At 68.3% G+C, this 24,364-nt stretch carries 25 protein-coding genes and 1 pseudogene; 13 read left to right on the forward strand and 13 right to left on the reverse strand.

Annotated elements, in window-relative coordinates; translation table 11 throughout:
- Positions 1-72 precede the first annotated feature (72 nt).
- The 4 genes from QUE33_RS03510 to QUE33_RS03525 all read right to left on the reverse strand — a co-directional run bounded on the left by QUE33_RS03510 (position 73) and on the right by QUE33_RS03525 (position 2,475).
- Positions 73-921 carry an endonuclease domain-containing protein gene (locus QUE33_RS03510; protein WP_286301963.1) on the reverse strand — a complete coding sequence of 283 codons (849 nt, stop codon included), beginning with the start codon at positions 919-921 and terminating at the stop codon, positions 73-75.
- A 176-nt stretch (positions 922-1,097) separates the two neighbouring features.
- A complete protein-coding gene (locus tag QUE33_RS03515) occupies positions 1,098-1,913 on the reverse strand; it encodes an SURF1 family cytochrome oxidase biogenesis protein (protein ID WP_286301964.1) in 816 nt (271 codons plus the stop codon).
- Positions 1,910-2,107: a hypothetical protein gene (locus QUE33_RS03520; RefSeq protein ID WP_286301965.1), complete on the reverse strand. Its 198-nt coding sequence runs from the start codon at positions 2,105-2,107 to the stop codon at positions 1,910-1,912. Before QUE33_RS03520 ends, QUE33_RS03515 begins: the two co-directional genes overlap by 4 nt.
- The gene (locus QUE33_RS03525; RefSeq protein ID WP_286301966.1) at positions 2,104-2,475 is read right to left on the reverse strand and encodes a DUF3099 domain-containing protein; all 372 of its coding nucleotides are present in this window, start codon (positions 2,473-2,475) and stop codon (positions 2,104-2,106) included. Before QUE33_RS03525 ends, QUE33_RS03520 begins: the two co-directional genes overlap by 4 nt.
- 137 nt (positions 2,476-2,612) lie before the next feature.
- On the opposite strand from QUE33_RS03525, the gene QUE33_RS03530 reads away from it, so the two are divergent.
- On the forward strand, positions 2,613-3,323 hold the full coding sequence (locus QUE33_RS03530; protein ID WP_286301967.1) for a beta-ketoacyl-ACP reductase: 711 nt from the start codon (positions 2,613-2,615) through the stop codon (positions 3,321-3,323).
- Positions 3,324-3,372: 49 nt separating this feature from the next.
- On the opposite strand, the gene serB is transcribed toward QUE33_RS03530, so the two are convergent.
- Positions 3,373-4,008, reverse strand: a complete 636-nt coding sequence (gene serB / locus QUE33_RS03535; protein WP_286301968.1) for a phosphoserine phosphatase SerB — start codon at positions 4,006-4,008, stop codon at positions 3,373-3,375.
- Positions 4,009-4,073: 65 nt separating this feature from the next.
- Entirely contained in the window at positions 4,074-5,315 is a 1,242-nt protein-coding gene (gene glgC / locus QUE33_RS03540) for a glucose-1-phosphate adenylyltransferase (protein ID WP_286301969.1), read from the reverse strand.
- Between the two features lie 46 nt (positions 5,316-5,361).
- Here glgC and glgA point away from each other — a divergent pair.
- From glgA to QUE33_RS03555, 3 genes and pseudogenes are all read left to right on the forward strand, one after another.
- Positions 5,362-6,545, forward strand: a pseudogene (glgA, locus tag QUE33_RS03545) (glycogen synthase).
- A gap of 17 nt (positions 6,546-6,562) precedes the next feature.
- Positions 6,563-7,345 carry an ABC transporter ATP-binding protein gene (locus tag QUE33_RS03550; protein ID WP_286301970.1) on the forward strand — a complete coding sequence of 261 codons (783 nt, stop codon included), beginning with the start codon at positions 6,563-6,565 and terminating at the stop codon, positions 7,343-7,345.
- An 83-nt stretch (positions 7,346-7,428) separates the two neighbouring features.
- The gene (locus QUE33_RS03555) at positions 7,429-7,683 is read left to right on the forward strand and encodes a type B 50S ribosomal protein L31 (protein ID WP_045258427.1); all 255 of its coding nucleotides are present in this window, start codon (positions 7,429-7,431) and stop codon (positions 7,681-7,683) included.
- Positions 7,684-7,763: 80 nt separating this feature from the next.
- On the opposite strand, the gene QUE33_RS03560 is transcribed toward QUE33_RS03555, so the two are convergent.
- Complete coding sequence (locus QUE33_RS03560; protein WP_286301971.1) at positions 7,764-8,060, reverse strand: hypothetical protein; 297 nt, start codon at positions 8,058-8,060, stop codon at positions 7,764-7,766.
- A 23-nt stretch (positions 8,061-8,083) separates the two neighbouring features.
- Positions 8,084-8,791: a 3'-5' exonuclease gene (locus QUE33_RS03565; protein WP_286301972.1), complete on the reverse strand. Its 708-nt coding sequence runs from the start codon at positions 8,789-8,791 to the stop codon at positions 8,084-8,086.
- A gap of 212 nt (positions 8,792-9,003) precedes the next feature.
- Here QUE33_RS03565 and QUE33_RS03570 point away from each other — a divergent pair, with 212 nt between their 5' ends.
- From QUE33_RS03570 to QUE33_RS03585, 4 genes are all read left to right on the forward strand, one after another.
- Positions 9,004-9,594 (forward strand): single-stranded DNA-binding protein, encoded by a 591-nt coding sequence (locus tag QUE33_RS03570; protein ID WP_286301973.1) that lies wholly within the window; start codon positions 9,004-9,006, stop codon positions 9,592-9,594.
- Between the two features lie 58 nt (positions 9,595-9,652).
- The gene (locus QUE33_RS03575; RefSeq protein ID WP_286301974.1) at positions 9,653-10,180 is read left to right on the forward strand and encodes a DUF6993 domain-containing protein; all 528 of its coding nucleotides are present in this window, start codon (positions 9,653-9,655) and stop codon (positions 10,178-10,180) included.
- A 116-nt stretch (positions 10,181-10,296) separates the two neighbouring features.
- Positions 10,297-11,976: an energy-dependent translational throttle protein EttA gene (gene ettA, locus QUE33_RS03580; RefSeq protein WP_286301976.1), complete on the forward strand. Its 1,680-nt coding sequence runs from the start codon at positions 10,297-10,299 to the stop codon at positions 11,974-11,976.
- Positions 11,976-12,491, forward strand: coding sequence for an acyl-CoA thioesterase (locus tag QUE33_RS03585; protein ID WP_286301977.1), 516 nt, complete (start codon positions 11,976-11,978; stop codon positions 12,489-12,491). The genes ettA and QUE33_RS03585 overlap by 1 nt, the downstream gene beginning before the upstream one ends.
- A gap of 43 nt (positions 12,492-12,534) precedes the next feature.
- On the opposite strand, the gene QUE33_RS03590 is transcribed toward QUE33_RS03585, so the two are convergent.
- The gene (locus QUE33_RS03590) at positions 12,535-13,419 is read right to left on the reverse strand and encodes an acyl-CoA thioesterase (RefSeq protein WP_286301979.1); all 885 of its coding nucleotides are present in this window, start codon (positions 13,417-13,419) and stop codon (positions 12,535-12,537) included.
- An 18-nt stretch (positions 13,420-13,437) separates the two neighbouring features.
- On the opposite strand from QUE33_RS03590, the gene QUE33_RS03595 reads away from it, so the two are divergent.
- Positions 13,438-14,133 (forward strand): DUF8185 domain-containing protein, encoded by a 696-nt coding sequence (locus tag QUE33_RS03595; protein WP_286301981.1) that lies wholly within the window; start codon positions 13,438-13,440, stop codon positions 14,131-14,133.
- A 25-nt stretch (positions 14,134-14,158) separates the two neighbouring features.
- Here the strand turns inward: QUE33_RS03595 and QUE33_RS03600 are convergent, their stop codons facing one another.
- The 4 genes from QUE33_RS03600 to pepN all read right to left on the reverse strand — a co-directional run bounded on the left by QUE33_RS03600 (position 14,159) and on the right by pepN (position 19,987).
- A complete protein-coding gene (locus QUE33_RS03600; protein WP_286301982.1) occupies positions 14,159-15,817 on the reverse strand; it encodes an FAD-binding dehydrogenase in 1,659 nt (552 codons plus the stop codon).
- Positions 15,818-15,856: 39 nt separating this feature from the next.
- Positions 15,857-16,285: a globin gene (locus QUE33_RS03605; protein ID WP_286301983.1), complete on the reverse strand. Its 429-nt coding sequence runs from the start codon at positions 16,283-16,285 to the stop codon at positions 15,857-15,859.
- Positions 16,282-17,346, reverse strand: a complete 1,065-nt coding sequence (locus tag QUE33_RS03610) for a mechanosensitive ion channel family protein (protein WP_378760770.1) — start codon at positions 17,344-17,346, stop codon at positions 16,282-16,284. Before QUE33_RS03610 ends, QUE33_RS03605 begins: the two co-directional genes overlap by 4 nt.
- A 70-nt stretch (positions 17,347-17,416) precedes the next feature.
- Positions 17,417-19,987 (reverse strand): aminopeptidase N, encoded by a 2,571-nt coding sequence (gene pepN / locus QUE33_RS03615; protein WP_286301984.1) that lies wholly within the window; start codon positions 19,985-19,987, stop codon positions 17,417-17,419.
- Between the two features lie 135 nt (positions 19,988-20,122).
- Here pepN and QUE33_RS03620 point away from each other — a divergent pair, with 135 nt between their 5' ends.
- The 4 genes from QUE33_RS03620 to QUE33_RS03635 are packed head-to-tail and all read left to right on the forward strand — an operon-like array spanning position 20,123 to position 24,342.
- Entirely contained in the window at positions 20,123-21,316 is a 1,194-nt protein-coding gene (locus tag QUE33_RS03620) for a ferrochelatase (protein ID WP_286301985.1), read from the forward strand.
- A gap of 47 nt (positions 21,317-21,363) precedes the next feature.
- Positions 21,364-21,849: a ribose-5-phosphate isomerase gene (locus tag QUE33_RS03625; RefSeq protein ID WP_286303030.1), complete on the forward strand. Its 486-nt coding sequence runs from the start codon at positions 21,364-21,366 to the stop codon at positions 21,847-21,849.
- A gap of 1 nt (position 21,850) precedes the next feature.
- Positions 21,851-22,864 (forward strand): Fpg/Nei family DNA glycosylase, encoded by a 1,014-nt coding sequence (locus QUE33_RS03630; protein WP_286301987.1) that lies wholly within the window; start codon positions 21,851-21,853, stop codon positions 22,862-22,864.
- On the forward strand, positions 22,843-24,342 hold the full coding sequence (locus QUE33_RS03635; RefSeq protein ID WP_286301989.1) for an amidohydrolase: 1,500 nt from the start codon (positions 22,843-22,845) through the stop codon (positions 24,340-24,342). The genes QUE33_RS03630 and QUE33_RS03635 overlap by 22 nt, the downstream gene beginning before the upstream one ends.
- Positions 24,343-24,364: the final 22 nt, after the last annotated feature.

Genomic DNA, 24,364 nt, shown 5'->3' on the forward strand with positions numbered 1-24,364 from the left:
CGGAGAACTGCGCGATTTCGGAGGCCATCGCCATCGGGCTCCGAGGATACGCAGAACTCCGAAGCGGCGAGGTCATGCTGGAAGGTGCAACCCCTGTGCGACGGCGCGCATGATCAGATCCTGCACCACATGCCACTGCTCCATGATCTGCCGATAGCCGACGCGGATGACGTGGTACCCCATCAGCTGCAGCTCGGCGTCGTGGTGGTTGTCCTCATTGCGCTGTGCGCCGGTGTGAGTGGCGCCGTCGGCCTGCAGGATCAGGCGGTCCCCGATCAACAGATCGGTGCGATGGCCGGCGATCCAGATCTGGAACCGCAGGGGCAGCCCCAGCCACCGCAGCCGCGTGCGCAGATACGTCTCCAACCCGGCATCCGCGAAGGGGACGGCCTCGGCCAGCAGATCGCGAGCCACACGCTTCAAGGGCAGCCTCTGCAGCACCTCACGCTTCACCAGGCGCTTGTTGAGGGCCGATTCCCATGTGGCCAGCGCCCGCTCGTGCGGTTCGCAATCGGCGACGAGCGCGAGCACATTCTCGATCGGATCCTCCAGAGCATCCGGATGCCGGGGAATCAGTGGCTTCGCCCAGTGCATGTGCACGTCCTCGGGCTGGCCACCGGCACCGTGGGGATCCGCACCCCAATGGCGTCCGGGTACCCTGTCATGGACCCACAGTTCGAGTCGCTTCGCCTGGGTGATGCACGTGAGCACGGCACTGTGTCGGGCCGCGTCCACCAGCATCCGATCTGCGCTGGTGTCGGCGACCCATCCTCTCCGTACCCGGTGCAGCAACCCCATCTTCAATGCCAGCCCGATGTCATGTCGACTCGCGCGATTCGCCTGCAACGTCTGTACGCGCGCCACACCGCCCAAGGCCCGAGTGATGAGCATTGCGCGTTCGGCGCGTTCCAAAGGACTCATGTCCGCCAGCATGCGCTTCGACTCGACCGGAATCGTGCGAATTCCCAGGGCCTGTGGATAAGACCCGCGGACAGCTCAACTGTGGAGGGAAGCCGCACTTCGGAGAACTGCACAGTTTCGGAGAGTTCGCCACCGAAGCTCCGAAGATCTGCAGATCTCCGAGAACGCGCGGAGGATCAGCGCGGTGCGGCGTCGAGCAGGGCGTCCTCGGTGTCGGCATCGCGGTCGCGGCGTCGGCGCGGCTCGCGCGGAGGGCGCTCTCCGGCATCCTCCTTCGCCTTGACGATCTCGGTGCGGATTGCGTACCCGATGAAGGCGAAACCCATGACCGCGAACAGAATCCACTGGATCGCGTACGACAGATGCGGACCCGGGTCCTCGGTGGGTTTGTCGAAGCCGCCCAGCACGGTCTCGGGTGCGGGCTCCTCCGACACCAGCTGGCCGTAGCCGCCGGTGATCAGCTCGGCGTTCACCCTGTCCGCAACCGTCGGGAGGTTGATCGTGGGCACCTGCCCCTCGGGGGCGCCGCGACCGGACTTCGGCAGCTGCTCTCCCGGACGCATGCGCACGATGACCGTGACCTCACCCGACGGGGCGGCCGGAACGGCATCCGGGGCATCGCCCTCACCTGGGGGCACCCAGCCGCGGTCGACGAGCAGCACCCGGCCGTCATCTGTGCGGAACGGCACGAGCACCTCGAAGGCGCTGGTCCCACCGTGCGGACGGTTGCGCGCGAGCAGCTGCTGGTCGGCGAGGTATTCGCCGTGCAGACGGACCGGATGCCATTCGACGGTGGCGTCCAACCTCCCGTCGCCATTCACGGCCTCGTCCAGCTGGATCGGCGCGGCATCGTAGTTCCGCTCGACGAGCGCGATCTGCGTGGTGCGCTGGTCGTTGCGGCTGAACTGCCAGTTCGACAGGTACGCGCACGCGATGGCGAACAGGGCCGCGACCAGCAGATAGCCGCCCCATCGCAGCAGCCGCTGCCTCACTCCGGAAGCCCTTCGATCACCTCGACGGGGAAGTCCCGTGTTCGGAGGTAGCTGCTCAGGAACTCCACGTGCTCATCGCAGGCCGGCCAGATCTTGCGTCGATCCGCACTGTGGATGCGCGGGTTCCGCCAGACGATGTGGTGCGTGGCGGCGGCGCGGCACTCCGCCCGTGCGCATTCGACCCGTCCGCTCATGGCGCATCGCCCGCGTCGTCGCCCCGATCGGCGGCGCGGTCCTCGTGGATCGTGATGACGGTCGGCTGCTCCGCAGCGGCATCCGGAGCCGGCGCGTCGGGTTCCAGCTCGAGCACCGGCGATTCGACGGCGACCGGTGTGCTGTCGCTGCCCGCATTCGCCGCGACGACGGCGATGTACGGCAGGAAGATCGCACCCGCTGCGAACACGAAGGTCCACCAGCCGATCGGCTGTACCAGAGCCATCAGGATGAAGCACACCGTGCGGATGCCCATCGTCACGGCGTAATGACGCACGCGGCGCTTCGCCTCGTCCTGCGGTGACAGTGGCAGCGAGGTGACGGATGGCGCGTTTCGGGTGTGTTTCACGGTTCCTCCAGCCTACGCCGGGCGGAACCTCTCGGACGTCCTTGCGGCCCACGTGCGGATGGCTCTGTCGCCGAGCGCAGAGGGAACGGCACCCTCGGTAGGATGGCCTGCGTTCATCCCCACAGGCAGGAGCCCCCATGAGCACCGACCGCGTCGTCCTCGTCACCGGTGGAAACCGCGGCATCGGCCGCGCGATCGCCGAGCGCTTCGTCCGTGATGGCTATCGCGTCGCCGTGACCGCGCGCAGCGGTGAGGGACCGGCGGGCACCCTGACGGTGCGCGCGGATGTGACGGATGCCTTGGCTGTGGACGCCGCCTTCACCGAGGTGGAGCAGAAGCTCGGTCCCGTCGGGGTCGTCGTCGCGAATGCCGGCATCACCAAGGACACCCTGCTCATGCGGATGAGTGAGGAGGACTTCGACAGCGTCGTGACCACCAACCTCGGCGGCTCCTTCCGTGTGGTCAAGCGCGCCTCCAAGGGAATGCTGCGTGCGCGGTTCGGGCGGGTCATCCTCATCTCCAGTGTGGTCGGTCTGTACGGTTCCGCCGGGCAGACCAACTATGCCGCGTCCAAGAGCGCGCTGGTCGGCTTCGCCCGGTCACTCACCCGTGAGCTCGGCGGTCGCGGCATCACGGCGAACGTGGTCGCCCCCGGTTTCATCGAGACCGACATGACCGCCGAGCTGCCCGAGGAGACTCAGAAGCAGTACAAGGCCAGCATCCCCGCCGGACGCTTCGCCACGCCGGACGAAGTGGCGGGCGCCGTGGTCTGGCTCGCAGGCGACGATGCGGGGTATATCTCCGGTGCCGTCATCCCCGTCGACGGCGGCCTCGGTATGGGGCACTGACCGGCACGCAGCGCAGTGCTGACCTGAGTCGCGGCGCGGCGGGGCGCGTTCAGGGCAGCAGCGGGATGACCGCGGAGAGGTCCTGAGGTCCCACCACCAGCGATGCCGCGGCGCGGACGGCCGGCTTGGCGTTGAACGCGAGTCCGAGTCCTGCGACGGCCATCATCGTCAGGTCGTTCGCGCCGTCGCCGATTGCGATGGTGGCGCGCAGGTCGATGTCCAACTCGCCCGCCCACTCCTGCAGCGAGTCGGCCTTGGCCTGGGCGTCGACGATCGGCCCGTCCACCTCGCCGGTCAGTACGTCGTCGTGCACGGCGAGCCGGTTCGCACGCCAGCGGTCCACCCCGAGGTCCGGTGCCACGTGATCGAGGATCTCGTGGAAGCCACCCGAGACGACTCCGACCACTCCGCCGCGCTCGCGCACGGCGGAGGTCAGCTCGCGCACTCCCGGCGTCGGCTCGATCCGCGACAGCACCCGGGCGAAGGCATCCGTCGGCACGCCCTTCAGCGCGGCGACCCGAGAGCGAAGGCTGGTGGCGAAGTCCACCTCACCGCGCATCGCGGCTTCGGTCGCCGCCTGCACCTCGGCGCGTCGCCCGGCCTCGTCGGCGAGAAGCTCGATCACCTCATTGCGGATCAGGGTGGAATCGGCATCGAGGACGACGAGGAAGCGCGCAGTGGTCACACCACGAGCGTATCGGGCGCAGCCCCCGCGGCTGGGCCGATGACGGACACGGGCGCACCCTCGGCTCAGCGCGCGATGCGGATGCCCTTGCCGACCACAGTGATGCCGGAATCGGTGATCGTGTAGCCGCGTTCCAGATCCCGCTCGCGGTCGACGCCCACTGTCGCGCCGTCCTCGAGGACGACGTTCTTGTCGAGGACGGCGCGGTGCACGCGGGCGCCCGGACCGATCTCGACGCCGTCCAGCACCACCGAGTCGGTGATCGTCGAGCCACCGGACGCGATGGTCCCGACGCCCACGACGGACCGTTCCAGGTGCGTGCCGGAGAGCACCGAGCCGACCGAGACGATCGAGTCGATCGCATTGCCGATGCGTCCCACCGCGTCGCGCACGAACTTCGCCGGCGGCGTGTTCACGCTCTGCGTGCGGATCGGCCACGCCGTGTTGTACAGATTGAAGATCGGCAGCGTGGAGATCAGGTCCATGTGCGCGTCGAAGTACGAGTCGATGGTTCCGACGTCGCGCCAGTAGGAACGATCGCGCGGCGACGAGCCGGGCACATCGTTCTGCTTCATGTCGTAGTAGCCGGCCTCGCCTCGTCCCACGAAGTACGGGATGATATCGCCGCCCATGTCATGGCCGGAGCTGGCGGACTCGCCGTCGGTCTCGACCGCCGCGATGAGCGCATCGGTGTTGAACACGTAGTTGCCCATCGAGACGAGCACCTCGTTGGGGGAGTCGGCAAGCCCTGTCGGATCGGCCGGCTTCTCGAGGAAGTCCCGGATGCGACCCGAATCCGGATCGACGTCGATCACACCGAACTGCGAGGCCAGCGCGAGCGGCTGACGGATCCCGGCGACCGTGGCCGCCGCGCCCGAGGCGATGTGTGCGTCGACCATCTGCTGGAAGTCCATCCGGTACACGTGGTCGGCGCCGATCACGACGACGATGTCCGGCTTCTCGTCGTTGATGAGATTCAGACTCTGCAGGATGGCATCCGCCGATCCTGAGAACCAGCGCTTGCCGAGTCGCTGCTGGGCAGGGACGGAGGCGACGTACGAGTCCAGCAGCGCCGACATCCGCCAGTTCTGCGAGACGTGCCGGTCGAGGCTGTGGGACTTGTACTGCGTGAGTACGACGACCTGCCTCAGCCCCGAGTTGATGAGATTCGAGATGGCGAAGTCGATCAGCCGGTACTGCCCGCCGAACGGCACGGCCGGTTTCGCACGGTCCGCCGTCAGTGGCATCAGACGCTTGCCCTCGCCGCCAGCGAGGATGATCCCGAAAACCTTCTTAGGTGCCGACATGGCTCCACAATAGAGCGCACAGCGGCCGATGTACTACCGTGCAGTCATGCGAGTCGACATCATCACCAAGGAGTACCCGCCGGAGATCTACGGTGGTGCGGGCGTGCACGTCGCGGAACTCGTCGCTGCGCTCCGGCAGAGCATCGACGTACAGGTGCGTGCGTTCGGTGCCGACCGTGACGAGACGGGCACGCATTCCTATCGCACGCCGGCCGAACTGGTGGATGCCAACCCCGCCGTGCAGACGCTCGGAACGGATCTCGCGATGGTGAGCGACATTGCGGGAGCGGATGTCGTGCACAGTCACACCTGGTACGCGAACTTCACAGGCCATCTCGCGTCGCAGCTGCACGGCATTCCGCATGTGCTCACCGCGCACAGCCTGGAGCCGCTGCGGCCGTGGAAGGCCGAGCAGCTCGGCGGTGGGTACGCGGTCTCCAGCGGCATCGAGCGACTCGCCTACGAGAACGCGGCCGCGATCGTCGCCGTCAGCGCCGGGATGCGTCATGACATCCTGCGCAGCTATCCCCAAGTGGATCCCGAGCGGGTGCGCGTGATCCACAACGGCATCGACGTGGAGCGGTGGCGACCGGTGCAGAACCCGGAGTTCCTGCAGAGCATCGGCATGGATCCGGCGCGACCCTCGGTGGTCTTCGTCGGCCGGATCACCCGGCAGAAGGGGCTGCCCTATCTGCTGCGGGCGGCGCAGCTGCTACCCCCGACGTACAGTTGGTGCTGTGCGCCGGCGCACCCGATACGCCCGAGATCATGGCGGAGGTGCAGGAGCTCGTGCGTCTGCTGCAGCAGACGAGGCAGGGCGTCATCTGGATCGAGCGGATGCTGCCGCGCGACGAGCTCTCGGCCATTCTCACCGCTGCAACCACCTTCGTGTGCCCGTCGGTGTACGAGCCGCTCGGCATCGTCAACCTTGAAGCGATGGCCTGCGGTGCGGCCGTGGTGGGCACGCGCACCGGCGGCATCCCCGAGGTCGTCGACGATGGCGTGACCGGACGGATCGTGCCCATCGACCAGCTGCAGGACGGCACGGGGACACCGGTCGACCCCGAGCAGTTCGTCGCCGACCTGGCCGCGGGGCTCACCGAGGTGACCGGCGATCCCGCGCGCGCTGCCGAGTACGGGGCGGCGGGACGCGAGCGCGCTCGCAGGGATTTCAGCTGGGCGGCGATCGCCGACACCACGCGCGCGCTCTACGAGGAGCTCACCGCGTAGCCGATAGGCTGGGTGCCATGTCGAGCGCCCTGGAATTCTCCGATGTCGTCGTGCGCCGTGACGGACGCGACATCGTCGATCACGTCACCTGGCAGGTCTCCGACGAGCAGCGCTGGGTCGTGCTCGGACCGAACGGTGCGGGCAAGACCACCCTGCTTCAGCTCGCCGACACGCTGATGCACCCCACATCGGGCACCGTCACGATCCTGGGGGAGACGCTGGGGCGCACAGACGTCTTCGAGATCCGCCCGCGCATCGGCTTCGCCTCCTCGGCGATGGCCCGCCGCATCCCGCGAGACGAGACCGTGCTGAACACCGTGATGACAGCGGCGTATTCGGTGCTGGGGCGCTGGAACGAGGACTACGAGGGGATCGATGAGCGTCGCGCACGCCGCGTCCTCGCGGACTGGAAGCTCGAGCACCTCTCCGAACGCCTGTTCGGAACGCTCAGCGACGGTGAGCAGAAGCGCGTGCAGATCGCCCGCGCCGTGATGACCGATCCGGAGCTGCTGCTGCTGGACGAGCCGACCGCGAGCCTGGATCTGGGCTCGCGCGAGGAGCTGCTGCAGCTGCTCAGCGGCTACGCCGCCTCGCCCACCACTCCGGCGATGGTGATGGTGACGCACCACGTCGAAGAGATCCCGGTCGGCTTCACGCATGTGCTGCTGCTGCGTGAAGGCAGGGCGATCGCCGCCGGTCCGATCGCGCAGACCCTCACGGCCGAGGCGCTCACCGAGGCATTCGGGATGCCGATCGAGCTCACGGCGGACAGCGGCCGTTACGCAGCGCGCGCAGCCTGATCTGCTAGAGTAGACCCTCGGTGCGTTCGCACCGCAGACTTCCCTGTTCCTGGCACAATCCAGGGCACCACGTAAGGAATCCCATGAAGACTGACATCCACCCCGACTACCAGGCGGTCGTTTTCCGTGACCTCGGCTCGGGAGAGACTTTCCTCACCCGTTCGACCGTCACCAGCGACAAGACCATTGAGCTGGACGGCGTGGAGTACCCCGTGATCGACGTCGAGATCTCCTCGGCCTCGCACCCGTTCTACACGGGCAAGCAGCGCATCATGGACTCGGCCGGTCGCGTCGAGAAGTTCAACCAGCGCTTCAAGGGCTTCGGCGGCTCGAAGTAAGCAGCTTCCTCGAAGGCCCCGCTTCGGCGGGGCCTTCGTCGTGTGCGGGCGTCATGTGCGGGCGCCCTCGGGTCATTGGCTCAGACGTCGATGCGGATGTGATCCCCGTCTATGGCCCAAGGCGGATCGCCCGCGATGGGCGCGGGTGCCGTGCGCTTGGTCATGCGGTCGAGTTCGATCCCTGCCTCGTGGGCGGTCGGCGAGAACACCGCCTCCAGTCCGCTGGCGTAGCCCCCTGCAAGCCCGCCGCCGGCGACGTACTTCTGCTCGAGTGGCTTCGACGAGTAGAGCATCACGAGCCCGATGCCGCCGAGGGTGAGTGGCGTCATGATCAGCAGCGCGACGACGCCCCACCCGAGGATGGTGTCGAAAGGCACGCCCATGCCTCAACCGTAAGCGGTCAGCCCCGGATGGGCCAGCTGCCGTCCAGTCTCTGCGCCGGTTCGAGCCGTCCGACCTTGACGAAGTACTCCGTCAGGCTCTCGGCCTGATCCCGAGCCCAGCCGATCTGCTGCGTGTGCAGTTCGGCCGCCGTGGGCGGCAGAGCGAACTGCTTCGCGAGCGCCAGTGCCACTCGACCCGCCGCCACGGCATCCGCCGACGCTTCATGCGCATCGTCGAGGGGCACTGCATAGTGTTCGGCAACCACGCTCAGCGTCCGCTTACCGGGACGGTAGCGGTCATAGGCCTTGTCGATGACGAGCGGATCGATCACCGGCTGAGGGTTGATGAGGGGCGGCACACCATGGCGTGCCGCCTCGTGTGCGAGCAGTGAGAAGTCATAGGACGCGTTGTATGCCACGATCGGCATACCCTGGCTGAGCAGGGTTGAGAGCGCTCGACTCACCTCTGCGACCACTTCGGCGGCGGGCCGGCCGTGAGTGCGGGCGTGCTCGGTGCTGACGCCGTGCACGGCTGTGGCGCCGTCCGGGATCGGGACGCCGGGATCGGCCAGCCAATCGCGTGCTGCGATCTCGCGCCCGTGCCGATTGAGCACGCCGACATGCGCGGTGACGATCCGGTCGGTGCCTACGTCGACCCCGGTGGTCTCGAGATCGAACACACCCACACGGGTGAGCCAAGCGGGAAGCGGTGTCGACGAGGTCATGCCCATACCGTAAGCCGGACCTCCGACAGCGCCGGGAACGGCCCGCCGAAATCCTCGCGGGGAGGTCTCACGGAGCTGCACCGGCACTCCTCCTGCACATCGCCGAAGAACGACGAGTTCTCCACCGATCGTGGGAAACAGCGACTCCTGTGGGGGAGCGGCTGTGCAGGCTGTACTGACCCGGGCTGGTCCCGGCAACAGAGGAGCACCATATGAGCATCACCAACGACACCGTGACGATCGCGGGGAACATCGGAAACGACCCGATCAGGAACGAGACGCGCAGCGGCAAGCCGGTCGTGAACTTCCGGGTCGGATCGTCGTCCGGCTACTTCGATCAGCGCACCGGAGCGTGGGTCGATAGCGGCACTAATTGGTACGCCGTCGCCGCCTACGGCAGGCTGGCAGAGCACGCCAAGGCATCGCTGCAGCGCGGCCATGCGGTCATCGTCTCGGGCCGGCTCAAAGTCAGGGAGTGGGAGGCCAACGGCAAGAAGGGCGTCGACGTCGAGATCGTCGCCGACGCGATCGGGCACGACCTGAACTGGGGCACGAGCGCGTTCGTGCGCCGACCCCGCACGACGAATGCGGAGGCCCCGTCTGCCAGGTCGGCGAACAGCACCGACGAGTTGGATGGCGCGGATCCGACTCTCGACGAGCCGACCGCCGAGGAGAAGGACGCCTGGGACACCGGCGGACTGCAAGGGGTGACCGAGACGGATGTCGATGGAGGCGCCTTCCCGGAAGGCGACGCATCCGGGACCGAGGACGCCACTGCGAACGAGGAGCTCTCATACGCGTGAGCGGGTGGTTCCGGGCGGGGGCGGAGATCACTCCACGGCTGCGCTTAGACTGCTGAGCGTGCCTCGAGGGTCCTCCGTCTCCGTCTCCGTGTTCGTCTCCCGTATCCGCGCGTACGGACTGGTCTGCGGCATCCTCGCTTGCACCGTGCTGCTGGCCTCCTGCACCGGGCCATCCGAGCAGAAGCCTCCCGCGCCGGTGGACACCTCCGTCGCCGCGGAGCCGACGGCATCCCCCGAGCCGAGCGCCGCACCCACTCTCGATCCCGACGGCACAGCGGCCGACAATCTGCCGCTGTTCACCGCGGTGACGCGGCGGGTGCACGCATCCGATGATCGCGGCCACGGCCGCGCCTACATCGATGCACTCGTCGACGCCGGATTCGTGAAGGAGCGGATGCAGGTCACCTCCGATCTGACGACCGTGGGCAGGGCGGCGGAGAGCATCCAGTTCTCGGTCGCCTGGGGTGACGAGGAGTGCCTGATCGGCCAGGTGGGCCCCTCGACGGGAGACCCCGTCACCGAGGTCATGCCGCAGTTGGCCGAGGGGCGCTGCCTGGTGGGGGAGACGCGCGCGATCGATTGGTGAGGGGGCGACCGGAGCGTGCCGGCCGGCCGCGCTGAGAGCGGCGCAGAAGGCGGGTAGGCTGGTGTGTCGGCTCCCCGGAGCCGCCGTACGCCCGCTGACTGAAGGAGAACTGCTTCGTGGCCGAGTACATCTATTCCATGGTGCGAGCCCGCAAGGCGGTGGGTGACAAGCTCATCCTCGATGACGTCACCATGGCGTTCCTGCCCGGGGCGAAGATCGGCATGGTTGGTCCGAACGGTGCGGGAAAGTCCACGATCTTGAAGATCATGGCAGGTCTGGACACGCCGTCGAACGGCGAAGCCAGGCTCAGCCCCGGCTACTCCGTGGGCATCCTCATGCAGGAGCCGGAGCTCGACGAGTCCAAGACCGTCATCGAGAACATTCAGGATGGCGTCGCCATCAAGGCCAAGGTCGATCGCTTCAACGAGATCTCGGCGCTGATGGCCGACCCCGACGCCGATTTCGACACCCTGCTCGCCGAGATGGGCGTGCTGCAGGAGGAGATCGACGCGGCCGATGGCTGGGACCTGGACTCGCAGCTCGAGCAGGCCATGGATGCCCTGCGCACCCCACCAGCGGATGCCGAGATCGGCCCGCTCTCGGGCGGTGAGAGGCGCCGTGTGGCGCTGGCGAAGCTGCTGCTGCAGAAGCCCGATCTGCTGCTGCTCGACGAGCCCACCAACCACCTCGACGCCGAGAGCGTGCTCTGGCTCGAGCAGCACCTCAAGGAGTACAAGGGTGCCGTCATCGCCGTCACGCACGACCGGTACTTCCTCGACCACGTCGCCGAGTGGATCGCCGAGGTCGACCGTGGCCGGCTGCTCGGGTACGAGGGAAACTACTCGACCTATCTGGAGCAGAAGGCGGCGCGCCTGGACATCCAGGGCAAGAAGGACGCCAAGCTCGCCAAGCGGCTCAAGGACGAGCTGGAGTGGGTACGCTCCAGCGCCAAGGGCCGGCAGACCAAGTCGAAGGCGCGCCTGGCACGCTACGAGGAGATGGCTGCCGAGGCAGAGCGCACCAGGAAGCTCGACTTCGAAGAGATCCAGATCCCGGCCGGCCCGCGCCTGGGATCGATCGTGATCGAGGCGAAGAAGCTGCAGAAGGGCTTCGGCGACCGGATGCTGATCGATGGGCTGAGCTTCAGCCTGCCGCCGAACGGCATCGTCGGGGTCATCGGCCCGAACGGCGTGGGAAAGACCACCCTGTTCAAGACCATCGTGGGGCTCGAGCCCCTGGACGGGGGCGATCTGAAGATCGGCGAGACGGTCAAGATCAGCTACGTCGATCAGACGCGAGCGAACATCGACCCGAACAAGACGCTGTGGGAGGTCGTGTCGGACGGCCTCGACTTCATCACCGTCGGCAAGACCGAGATTCCCTCGCGCGCCTACGTGTCGAAGTTCGGTTTCAAGGGCCCCGACCAGCAGAAGAAGGCCGGCGTGCTCTCCGGCGGTGAGCGCAACCGCCTCAACCTCGCGCTCACGCTCAAGGAGGGCGGCAACCTGCTGCTGCTCGACGAACCGACCAACGACCTCGACGTCGAGACCCTCAGCTCGCTCGAGAACGCGCTGCTGGAGTTCCCCGGCTGCGCTGTGGTCATCACGCACGACCGGTGGTTCCTCGACCGCATCGCCACGCACATCCTCGCCTACGAGGGCACCGATGAGAACCCCTCGCAGTGGCACTGGTTCGAGGGCAACTTCGAGGCGTATGAGAAGAACAAGATTGAGCGGCTGGGGCCGGATGCGGCGCGTCCGCACCGCACGACTCACCGCAAGCTGACCCGCGACTAGTGCAGACGAGCGGAGCTGCCGAGCCCCTCGAGCACATCGGCGAGGACGGGCGTCTGCACATCCCCATCCAGCTGCGATGGGGTGACCTAGATGCCTTCAACCACGTCAACAACACCGCGATGCTCAAGCTGCTCGAAGAGGCGCGCGTCCGCGCGTTCTGGAAGCCGGCACCGGGGGAGTCTGCGCCGCCCACCGCTGTGCTCGACTCCGGTGTGTCGTTCGGGATGCTGACGCTGATCGCCCGTCAGGAGATCGAGTACCTTGCACCGGTGCCGTATCAGCGGCATCCGCTGGACATCCAGATGTGGTTCGGCAAGCTCGGGGGCTCGAGCATCGAGGTCTGCTACGAGGTGCGCAGCGACCCGGCGGTCGAGCAGCACGCGCTCTATGCGCGCGCGACCACGGTCGTCGTGCTGGTCGATGCCGCGTCAGGGAATCCTGTGCGGCTGACACCTGAGATGCGCGCAGCCTGGGAGCCGCTGATCGGCGAGCCACTGGAGTACCGGCGGCGCTGACCCCGGGGCCGACCGCAGTGGCCGCAGCGACGGGCCGAGGTGGTCAAGCCGAGGGAACGCGCACCATGATCTCCTGCGCCACCGTCGCCAGCAGCGCGCCGTCGCGGCTGTAGATCCGGCCCTGTGCGAGTCCCCGTCCTCCGCGAGCGTTGGGGGACTGCTGCACGTACAGCATCCACTCGTCCACGCGCCCGAAGCGGTGCCACCACATCGCATGGTCGAGGCTGGCCACCTTCAGACCCGGCGTCTGCCAGGTGATGCCGTGCCGGCGCAGGATCGACTCCTGGATGGTCATGTCGCTGAGATAGGCGAGGGCGGCTCTGTGCAGCCGTGGGGAGTCGGGCAGTGGTGCGCGCATCCGCATCCACACGGCCTGTCGGGGCACGCGCTCTCCGGCGACCTCGACGAACAGCGGACCGGTGATGTGTCGGATGTCAGCCGGGCGCTCGGCGAGCAGACGCCCGGTGACCGGATGCAGGGTGCCGATCAGCTCGTCGTCGGAAGGCAGCGACTCCGGATCCGGGAGGCCCTCGGGGATCGGCTCGGCGTGCTCCAGCCCCGGATCCTCGTCTTGGAACGAGGAGATCATCGAGAAGATCGGCACACCGCCCTGATACGCCTGCGAGCGGCGGGTGGAGAACGACCGGCCGTCATGGATGCGATCGACGGCGAAGGTGATCCCCTGGGAGGCGTCTCCCGGCCGCAGGAAGTAGCCGTGCATGGAGTGCACGACACGGTCCTCGGGCAGTGTGCGCTCCGCGGCGACCAGCGACTGGGCGAGTACCTGGCCGCCGTACACGCGCCCGGTGGGCATCGAATGCGAGACGCCGGTGAAGATGTCCTCGGTGGTGCGCGCCTCCGAGGCGTCGAGGTCGAGCACCTCCAGCAGGTTGCGGATCGATCGGCTGGCGTTCTCGTCGGCGTTCACAGGGCTAGTTTAGAAGAGATGACCAGACCACTCGTTCTCGCCGACGCGGAGACCGCGCGCGACGTGCTGACCTTCTCGGGACGCGCCGCACAGGCCGGCGCCGACGGGGTGCGCATCCAGGCATCCGACGGAGTGCTCGTGCTCACCTCCGCCGCTCTCGCACCGCAGAGCCTGTTCGATCAGACCCCCACCATCCTCGCGATGCGGATCGTGCGCGCCGACCCCGAGCTGAGCTGCGATCTCGTCGTGGATGAGCTCACCGCCGGCGACGTGCCCGCCGAGCTGCTGCTGCCCGACACCGCACGCGCCCCTGCCTGGGCCGGAGTGGCACCTCCACGCGGCGGCTGGCAGCAGGTGGGCGTGCTGCCCGCCACGATCGTCGCCGACCGCGCGCAGTGGGGCATCTCCGCCGTCGCGCACGGCAGCCCGGACGGTGCCGGAGAGGATGCCGTCCGCGCCCTGCGCGCGCGAATCTGGGGCGAGGCGGACGAAGACCTGCAAGGCCTGCCACGCGGGGTGGCGTTCGCCGCTCATGCGTTCGGCTTCCTCGGTTCGGCCGGACCCGCCGGGCAGGTCATCGCCGCCGAGCAGGTGCGTGTCACCGAGTCCGGCCGGTGGACGCGCCTGGCCTTCTCCCGCGGGCACGTGCTCAGCCGGGGGCCGGCCGTGCGAGGACTCACCGCGGTGCGGCAGACCGGCCCCTCCGCCGGCTGAAGCGGGCCCGGCGCACGGCAACAGCTCAGCGTGCCGCGGCGCGACCCGCCTGCCGGCCGGAGAACAGGCATCCGCCGAGGAACGTTCCCTCCAGCGCGCGATAGCCGTGCACGCCTCCTCCACCGAAACCGCTCGCCTCGCCGGCCGCGTACAGCCCGGGAACGGGCTGACCGTCGGCACCCAGAGCCCGCCCGTCGAGATCGGTCTGGATTCCGCCGAGAGACTTGCGGGTGAGCACGTGCAGCTTCACCGCGATCATCGGCCCAGCGGCGGGATCCTGCAGTCGGTGCGGAGGAGCGGTGCGGATCAGCTTGTCGCCCCGATAGGAGCGCATCGACCGCAGCATCGAGATCTGCGCATCCTTGGTGAAGTCGTTGCCGATCTCGCGGTCGCGGGCCAGGACCTCCTGGCGCGCCTGATCGACGTTGAGCGCCTCACCGCCCGGCATCCGCTGCATCTGGCCGAGCAGGGTCTCCAGATCGTTCTCGACGATGAAATCCGCTCCCTCGTCCAGGAACGACTGCACCGGACCGGTCGGCCCCTTCGCCAGGCGCGACTTCAGCAGCAGACCGACGTCCTTGCCCGTCAGATCGGGGTTCTGCTCGCTGCCCGAGAGCGCGAACTCCTTCTCGACGATCTTCAGCGAGGTGATGAACCAGGAGTGATCGTGACCTGTCGTGCGCAGATGCGCGAGCGTGCCGAGCGTGTCGAACCCCGGGTACAGCGGCACCGGCAGGCGCCGGCCCGTGGCGTCCAGCCACAGCGACGACGGGCCGGGCAAGATACGGATGCCATGCTGCGGCCAGACCGGATCCCAGTTGGCGATGCCCTCGACGTAGTGCCACATGCGGTCGCCGTTGATCAGCCGTGCGCCGGCTGCTTCGGACACCCCGTGCATGGAGCCGTCGACGTACGCCGGCACGCCGGTGAGCATGTGCTGCGGGGGAGTGCCCAGACGCTCGGGCCATGCCGCACGGACGAGGTCGTGGTTGCCGCCGATGCCCCCGGAGGCCACGATCGTGGCCTCCGCAGTGATCTCGAAGTCGCCTGCGACATCGCGTGACGAGCTGACCCCGCGGGGCGCGCTGCTGTCGGCCAGCACGTCTCCGCGCGCACCTGTCACCGCTCCGGCGTCGACGAGCAGTTCCGTGACCCGATGGCGCGGAAGTATGCGCACCCGGCCGTCCGCCGCACCGGCCTCCACCGCGGCGGCGAACGGCGCGACGATCCCGGGGCCGGTGCCCCAGGTGATGTGGAATCGCGGCACCGAGTTGCCCGGCCCGATCGCGCCGCTGCCGCCGCGCTCCGCCCAGCCCACCACGGGGAAGAAGCCGACGCCGCGCTGGCGCAGCCAGGCGCGCTTCTCGCCCGCAGCGAAGTCAAGGTAGGCCCGCGCCCAGCGGCGCGGCCATTCATCCTCCGGACGGTCGAAGCCGGCGTTGCCGAACCAGTCCTGCGTGGCCAGTTCGAGGGAGTCGCGGATGCCCATCCGGCGCTGCTCCGGGGAGTCGATCAGGAACAGGCCGCCGAAGGACCACCAGGCCTGACCGCCGAGGTTGGAGCGGGGCTCCTGATCGATGATCGTCACGCTGCGGCCGGCGTCCATGGCTTCGCAGGCGGCGACGAGGCCGGATAGGCCCCAGCCGATGATGAGCACGTCGGTCTGTGCGGTACGGACTGCCATGGCGACTCCTTCGTCGACGAGGTGGTGGGTGCGGTGCTGCTATGAAGTGAGTCCGAGGTCGGGGCGGTGCTGCTGGGCGGGACCGACGCCAGGGGAGGGCTCGAAGGTATTGACCAGGGAATGGGCCGCGCGCTGAAGGTAGTCCCAGAAGGTCGCATCGTGCATCGGCGAGAGCTGAACATCGTCCAGAGCGGTGCGCATGTGCGTCAGCCAGCGGTCCCTGGCATCCGGGTTGACGTGGAAGGCCACGTGCCGCATCCGCAGCCGGGGATGTCCGCGACGCTCACTGTAGGTGGTCGGTCCGCCCCAGTACTGCTCCAGGAACATCGTCAGGCGATCCGCCGCCGGCCCGAGGTCTTCCTCCGGGTACATCGGCTTGAGCACCGGGTCGAGGGCCACCTCCTGGTAGAAGACCTCGACGAGCCGCCGAAACGTCTCATGGCCGCCGACCTCGTCGTAGAACGTCATCTCGCGCCGCCTTCTTCGCCGTCGGATTTCTTGCGTCGCCAGACGCCGCGCTCGGCGACCGGCGGCACACCGGTGACCGGGTTCGGGCGGGTCTTGGGCGGGTTGGCGCCGCGCACCCGACGTGCACCCTCGAAGCCGGTGAGGTTCACCGATGCCAGCTGCGGAGTCACGATGTCCCTGGTGAGCATGGCATCGCGCAGACGCCTGCGCAGCTCCTGAGACACGTCGTCCATCGCGAGCGCTCTCGTCTTCATGACCACGCGCACCACGAGCGCGTCGCCGTCGATCGTACGCAGGCCCCACAGCTCGGGCTTCTCGATGATGCGGGTGCGCCACTTCGGGTCCTTGGCGAGGCTCTCGGCGGTCTCGAGCATGGTCTCCTCGACCAGGTCGAGGTCGGAGTCCGGTGCCACGCCGACATCGATGATCGCGCGCGCCCAGCCCTGAGACATGTTGCCGATGCGGGTCACCTCGCCGTTGCGCACGTACCAGAGCGTGCCGTTCACGTCGCGCACCTGCGTGATGCGCACGCTGACGTGCTCGACCACTCCCGAGGCAAGGCCGAGGTCGACCACGTCGCCGATGCCGATCTGATCCTCGGCCACCAGGAACAGGCCGTTCAGCACGTCCTTGACGATGTTCTGCGCACCGAAGCCGAGGCCCGCGCCGATCGCAGCGGTGAGCAGGGTCAGCGAGCTCAGCAGCGCGGGGGAGAGCACCCAGACGATGAGCAGCAGCGCCACCACCACGAGCATGACGTTGATGATGTTCTGCAGTATCGAGCCGAGCGTTCTGGTGCGCTGCACCAGGCGCATGTCGGCGAGCGGCGAGCGCTCCAGGGCCTGGGTGTCGTCGACGTTGGCCTTCGACTTGGCGGTGGCGACGATGCGCCGCACGATCCGGCGGATGACCAGCCGCAGCAGCAGCCCCAGCACGAACGCCGACGCGGCGATGATCGCGACCCAGAGCGCCTTCTCGCCGATCACCGTGAGCGTGTGCAGAATCGACGCCCAGGTGTCCGCAGGGGCGGCGGGATCGGTGGCGAGAGGCAGGAGCGGCACGTTCCGATCCTACCGATCCGGCTTCACGGAACGCTGGATGTGCGCGGAGCCGGGTCGGTCGTGGCCGGGCTCAATCCTCGGCGTCGCGGGACTGCGCGGTGAGCGCGCGCTCGACGTCGGCGAGGTTCTCGTGCACCAGCCTGCGCAGCGCCGGGGCGGCGTCCTTGTTCGCCGAGAGCCACGACCGGGTCGCATCGCGCAGCGCCACGTTCGCCAGCGGACGAGGGTACAGACCCACGATCAGATAGTCCGCGATCTGGTACGTGCGGTTCTCCCAGATCGGCACCAGCATGTCGAAGTACTTCTCGATGTAATCGCCGAGCACATCGACGCCCGACGGATGCACGAAGCCGAGTGCCGTGGAGCGGACGATCGTGTTGGGTAGGTCGGCGTTGTCGATCAGCGACGACCAGGCGGCCTGCTTCGCCTCCACCGTGGGCAGGGCAGCACGGGCCTGTGCGGCGAACTCCGCACCCTTGGCAGTGTTGTCACCGGCCAGTGCGGCGTCGATCGTCGCCGCATCCGTCGCTCCAGCGGCGGCCAGTCCGACCAGCAGCTGCCAGGACAGGTCGTCATCGATCTCGAGCCCCGGCAGCGTGTCCTCGCCTGCCCGCAGACGACCGACGATGCCGGCATGCTCTGGTGTCACCAGTGTGTTCGCGAACGCGGTCACCAGCTGCAGTTGCGTGTCGCTTCCCGACTCCGCCTGCTGCGCGAGCGCCCACAGCCCGTCGGCGACCTTCTCTCGCGTGGCGGCGCGCCGGTCAGGGGCGACATAGGTGGAGGCTGCCAGCAGCAGCTGGGAGAGCGTGGTGCGCACGGTGGTGGACTCGGTCTCGCGGCCGATGTTGCCGAGCACCAGGTCGATGTAATCGGATGCGGCGGTCTCGGCATCCCGGGTCTGGTCCCACGCGGCACCCCACACCAGCGAGCGTGCGAGCGGGTCGGTGATGTCGGCCAGGTGCGCGATGGCGGTCTCGAGCGATTGCTCGTCGAGCCGGATCTTGGCGTAGGCGAGATCCTTGTCGTTCAGCAGCACCATGTCGGGGCGGGGCAGGCCCTGCAGCTCCGGAATCTCCGTGCGATCGCCGTCGACGTCGACCTCGATGTCGTGCGTGCGCACCAGTGCGCCGTCCTGAAGGTTGTAGAAGCCGATTCCCAGACGGTGTGGACGGATGGTCGGATAGTCGGCGGGGGCGGTCTGCGTGACGGCGAAGCGGGTGATGACCCCCGCCGCATCCTCGACGATCACCGGGGCGAGGGTGTTGACGCCGGCCGTCTCGAGCCACTTCTTCGCCCAGCTGGTCAGTTCACGGCCGCTGGTCGCCTCGAGCTCGACGAGCAGGTCGCTCAGCTCGGTGTTCCCCCAGGCGTGCTTCTGGAAGTACCGCGCCACTCCGGCGAAGAAGGCGTCGATCCCGACCCAGGCGGCGAGCTGCTTGAGCACCGAGCCGCCCTTGGCGTACGTGATGCCGTCGAAATTGACCAGCACGTCCTGCAGGTCGTTGATCTCGGCGACGATCGGATGCGTGGAGGGCAGTTGATCCTGGCGGTACGCCCAGGTCTTCTCCATCGCGTTGAATGTGGTCCAGGCCTCGGTCCACTCGGTCGCCTCGGCGGTAGCGATCGTCGACGCCCACTCGGCAAACGACTCGTTCAGCCACAGGTCGTTCCACCACTTCATGGTGACCAGGTCGCCGAACCACATGTGCGCCAGCTCGTGCAGGATCGTGACGACGCGGCGCTCCTTGACCGCATCCGTCACCTTGCTGCGGAACACGTAGGTCTCGGTGAAGGTGACGGCGCCGGCGTTCTCCATTGCGCCGGCGTTGAACTCCGGCACGAACAGCTGGTCGTACTTCGCGAACGGATACGGCACGCCGAACTTGGACTCGTAATAGGCGAAGCCCTGGCGGGTCTTCTCGAAGATGTAGTCGGCGTCCAGATGCTGCCACAGACTCTTGCGGCCGTACACGCCCAGCGGGATGACCGTGCCCGAGGAGCTGGTGAGCTCCGAGAACGTCGACTCGTAGGGTCCTGCGATGAGCGCGGTGATGTACGAGGAGATGCGCGGAGTGGGCTCGAAGCCCCAGGTCGCGGTCTGCTGGCAGCCGGAGTCCGTGGAGGCGTCGTGCACGATCGGCTCGGGGGTCGGCGAGTTCGACACGACCTTCCACGCCGCGGGTGCGGTAACGGTGAACTGGAAGGTGGCCTTCAGGTCGGGCTGCTCGAACACGGCGAACATGCGGCGCGAGTCCGGCACCTCGAACTGCGAGTAAAGGTACACCTCGCCGTCGACCGGGTCGACGAAACGGTGCAGGCCCTCGCCGGTGTTGGTGTACAGGCAGTCCGCGTCGACGATCAGCACGTTCTCGGCCTGCAGCCCGTCCAGCGCGATCCGGGAGTCGGCGAATGCCTCGTGCGGGTCGATCTGCTCGCCGTTGAGCGAGATCTCGCGCACTTCGCGGGCGATCAGGTCGATGAAGGTGAAGCTTCCGGGCGTCGCGGTGAATCGCACGACGCTGCGCGATCCGAACACCTCCGCGCCCTTGGTGAGGTCGAGCGAGACCTGATAGGACTGCGTATCGATGACGGCACGGCGCTCCTGCGCTTCCGTACGGGTGAGGTTCTCTCCAGGCACAGCTGTTATCTCCCAGTGGTGAGGGGGCGTCGTCCTGCGTCGGCACGGCTGGCGCCGACGACAACCATGACAGCCTACGCCAGGCAACGTCGTGCGCGATGGTTTCCGCGCTGGCTCATAGCCTGCGGTGGCAGGATGACGGCCGTGAGTGCTCTTGACACGGATGCCGTTCCGCACGCTTCTTCCGCAGCATCCGGAGGTGATCCGTTCATCGAACAGCCCGTCGCCTACGACGCGATCCTGCTGGCGGGCTTCGGCGGCCCGGAGGGCCAGGACGACGTCATCCCGTTCCTGCGCAACGTCACCCGGGGGCGGGGCATCCCCGATGAGCGCCTGGAGGAGGTCGCCCATCACTACCGCCATTTCGGCGGGGTGAGCCCGATCAACGGACAGAACCGCGCGTTGAAGACCGCGCTGGAGGCCGAGCTGGCGGCACGGTCGATCGACCTGCCGGTGTACTGGGGCAACCGCAACTGGGCGCCCTACCTGGAGGATGCCGTCGCCGAGGCCGTCGCCCACGGCGATACGACGCTGCTCGCGTTCGCGACCAGCGCGTACAGCTCGTTCTCCAGCTGCCGGCAATACCGCGAGGACTTCGCGCGGGTGCTGGACGGCACCGAGTATGACGGCGTCGTGACGATCGACAAGATCCGTCCGTTCTACGACCACCCCGGGTTCGTGCAGTCGTTCGTCGCGGGCGTGCACGACGCAGTAGCGGAGATGCTCGCCGAGGGCGTTCCCGCGGATGCCGTGCAGGTGCTGTTCTCCACTCACAGCATTCCGGCGACGGATGCCGTGCGCTCCGGCCCCCGCGACGTGGACTGGGGCGAGGGCGGCGCATACGCTGCGCAGCATCAGGCGGTATCGGCGTGGGTGATGGATCGCGTCGCGCAGCTGCTGCCGGAGGCGTCAGCCGTGCCGTGGCAGCTCGTGTACCAGTCCCGATCCGGACCCGCCACGCAGGCCTGGCTCGAACCCGACGTCTGCGACGTCATCGGCGAGCTGGCCGCGCGTGGACGCCAGGCTGTCATCGTCGTACCGGTTGGATTCATGAGCGACCACATGGAGGTGCTCTGGGACCTGGACACCGAGGCGAAGGAGGCCGCCGAAGGTGCTGGTCTGCGTTTCGCGCGCACGCCCACCCCCGGTGTGTCGCCCTCGTTCGTCGCCGGGATCGTCGACCTCATCCAGGAGCGCCTGGAAGGGCGTCCGGCCGCCGATCGTGCGCATATCACGGACGTCGGCGGCGCCTTCGACGTCTGCCGTCCCGGATGCTGTGAGAACGTGCGTGCCGGGTTCAAGCGGGCCGCCGCGGGCATCGCTCCCTGATGCGCACGCCCCGTTTCCGGGTCGCGGAGGCGAATAAGATGGGCGCCATGCGCATCCACATCGCCACCGATCATGCCGGCCTCGACTTCTCCACCAGGCTGCGGGAGCACCTGCGTGCCGCAGGACACGACGTCGTCGACCACGGCCCGGTGCAGTACGACGCGCTGGACGACTACCCGTCGTTCTGCATCCGCGCTGCTCAGGCCGTCGTCGCCGACCAGGCTGCCGGAGTCGAGGCGCTCGGAGTCGTGTTCGGAGGCTCGGGCAACGGCGAGCAGATCGCGGCCAACAAGGTCGCCGGCATCCGCGCAGCCCTGGTCTGGAACGCCTCGACGGCCGAACTCGCTCGGGAGCACAACGACGCCAATGTGATCTCCATCGGAGCCCGCCAGCACAGCTTCGACGAGGTGACCTCGCTGATCGACACGTTCATCGCCACGCCGTTCTCGAATGATGAGCGCCACGTGCGCCGGATCGGACAGATCGCCGATTTCGAGCGCGACGGCTCGCTGCTTCCGGATCCTCGCGCCTGAGATGCCCGAGGGTCACTCCGTCCACCGCATTGCACGGCAGTTCACTCGCAACTTCGTCCAACGGCAGGTGAGCGCCTCCAGTCCGCAGGGCAGATTCGCGGAGGGTGCCGCCGTGCTCGATGGGCGCGAGATGCAGCAGGGCATGGCGGTCGGCAAACAGATGTTCCTGGAGTTCGAGGGGGAGCTCTGGCTGCGGGTTCACCTCGGGCTGTACGGTGCGTGGGATTTCGCCGGCGAGATTCTCGTCGACCCGACGATCGCCTCGGCCAACGGCCGGATGGGGCAGACCAATCAGCGGGGGACGGAGCTGGGCGGCGACGGTCTCGGAGAACCGATCCTCGATGACGCAGGAGAGAACTCGCTGACATCGATCGGAGCGCCCCGGCGTACTCGCGTGCACGTGCGGATGTCGGAGCAGACCCGCGGGCTCGCCGACGAGGGCGAGGAGTGGCCGCCGCCCGTGGTCGGACAGGTGCGGCTGCGTCTGCTCACCGACTCGACCTGCGCCGACCTACGCGGACCGACCGCGTGCGCGCTGCAGACGCCCGATGAGATGCTCGCCACCCTCGCCAAGCTCGGTCCCGACCCGCTGGTGGGCGATCCTGCCGAGGGCGAGGAGAGGTTCGTGCGCACGGTGCGCCGCAAACCGACGCCCATCGCGCTGCTGCTGATGGACCAGACCGTCGTCAGCGGCATCGGCAACGTCTACCGTGCCGAGATGCTGTTCCGCGCTCGGCTGGAGCCGCACACGCCCGGCCGGGACGTGCCGGAGGAGGTCGTGCGCGAACTGTGGCGGGACTGGGTCCGGCTGCTGGCGATCGGCGTCGAGACCGGTCAGATGATGACCATGGACGGGCTCACGCCCGACCAGTACCGTGCGGCGATGGCGAGCCGCGACGACCGGCACTGGGTGTACCACCGCGCCGGGCTGCCGTGCCGGGTATGCGGCACCGAGATCGCTCTGGAGGAGATCGGCGCGCGCAAGCTGTACTGGTGTCCGTCGTGCCAGCGCTGACAGGAGATCTGCTGCTGCGCGGTGTGCGCGTGGCAGGCTCCGGGCGCGAGCTGCTGCCGACTGACGGGCCCGTCGACATCCTGATCCGGGGAGGGGTCATCGCCGACATCGCACCGACGGGGAACCTGCGTGCGACGGCCGAGGTGGTCGACGGCGGCGGCGCCTGGGCGATTCCCGGGCTCTGGGATCACCACGTGCATCTGGTGCAGTGGGCACTGGACGCGCAGCGGGTGCAGCTGGGCGACGCCGCGAGCGCCGCAGAGGCGGTGCGGATGGTGGCGGATGCCGCGCCGTTGCCCGACGGGCGGATCGTCGGCGCCGGCCTGCGCATCGCCGAGTGGCGGGAGCGTCCTTCTCTGGGTCTGCTGGACGAGGTGACGGGGGAGCGGCCGGCCTACCTGATCAACGCGGATGTGCACAGTGTCTGGCTGAACTCCGCGGCACTGCGGCGGGAGGGCTTCGAGGGCGCGGACGAGGACGGCATGCTGCGCGAGGAGCAGGCCTTCGAGATCTCCCGGCGACTGAATGCGACCGACGAGGCGACCGTGGATGCGGCCGTCGCCGCGGCGGGCCGACGCGCCGCAGCACGGGGAGTCACCGGCCTGGTGGACTTCGACATGGCGTGGAACGCGGATGCCTGGCGGCGCCGGGTCGCATCCGGGTTCGACAGCCATCGCGTGGAGTTCGCCTTCTATCCCGCCGATCTGCAGCGCGCCATCGACGAGGGGCTGCACAGCGGTGCGCAGCTGGATGCCGCCGGCGGACTGGTGCAGGTGGGACCGCTCAAGCTCATCACCGACGGATCCCTCGGTACGCGCACCGCGGCATGCTCACACTCCTATGCGGGGGACCCGCAGAACTTCGGGGTGCTGAACATCCCGGCAGACGAGCTCGTCGGCCTGCTCGCCCGCGCCACCGCGTCGGGCATCGACGTGGCTGTTCACGCGATCGGCGACCGGGCCGTGGCATCCGCACTGGACGCTTTCGCGTACACGCAGGCGCAGGGGACCGTCGAACACGCCCAGCTCGTGCGGCATGCCGATCTGCAGCGCTTCGCCCGCCTGGGCGTAGCCGTGAGCGTGCAGCCCATGCACGCGATCGACGATCGCGACCTGGCGAGCGATCTGTGGCGGAACCAGCGCTCACTCGGCTACCCGCTGGCATCCCTGTTCGCCTCGGGAGCGTCCGTGCGTTTCGGATCGGATGCCCCAGTGACCCCGCTGGACCCCTGGCTCGGCATCGCCGCGGCCGTGCATCGCACAGGCGATGGCCGCGGGCCCTGGCATCCGGAGGAGCGCGTGAGCATCGATACGGCGCTGCGCGCCAGCAGCCGGCGCGGTGCAGCAGAGATCGGCCTCGGCGCGGTCGCTGACATCGCACTGTGCGGCGCGGATCCGCGTACGGCTGACCGGGCGCAACTGCAACGGATGCCGGTCGTGGCCACGATTCTGGGCGGACGCGTCACGCACCGGGCGTGAACGCCGAGGGGCGCCGAAGCGA

This window comes from Microbacterium suwonense (genome assembly GCF_030296555.1).
GTDB classification, from domain to species: domain Bacteria; phylum Actinomycetota; class Actinomycetes; order Actinomycetales; family Microbacteriaceae; genus Microbacterium; species Microbacterium suwonense.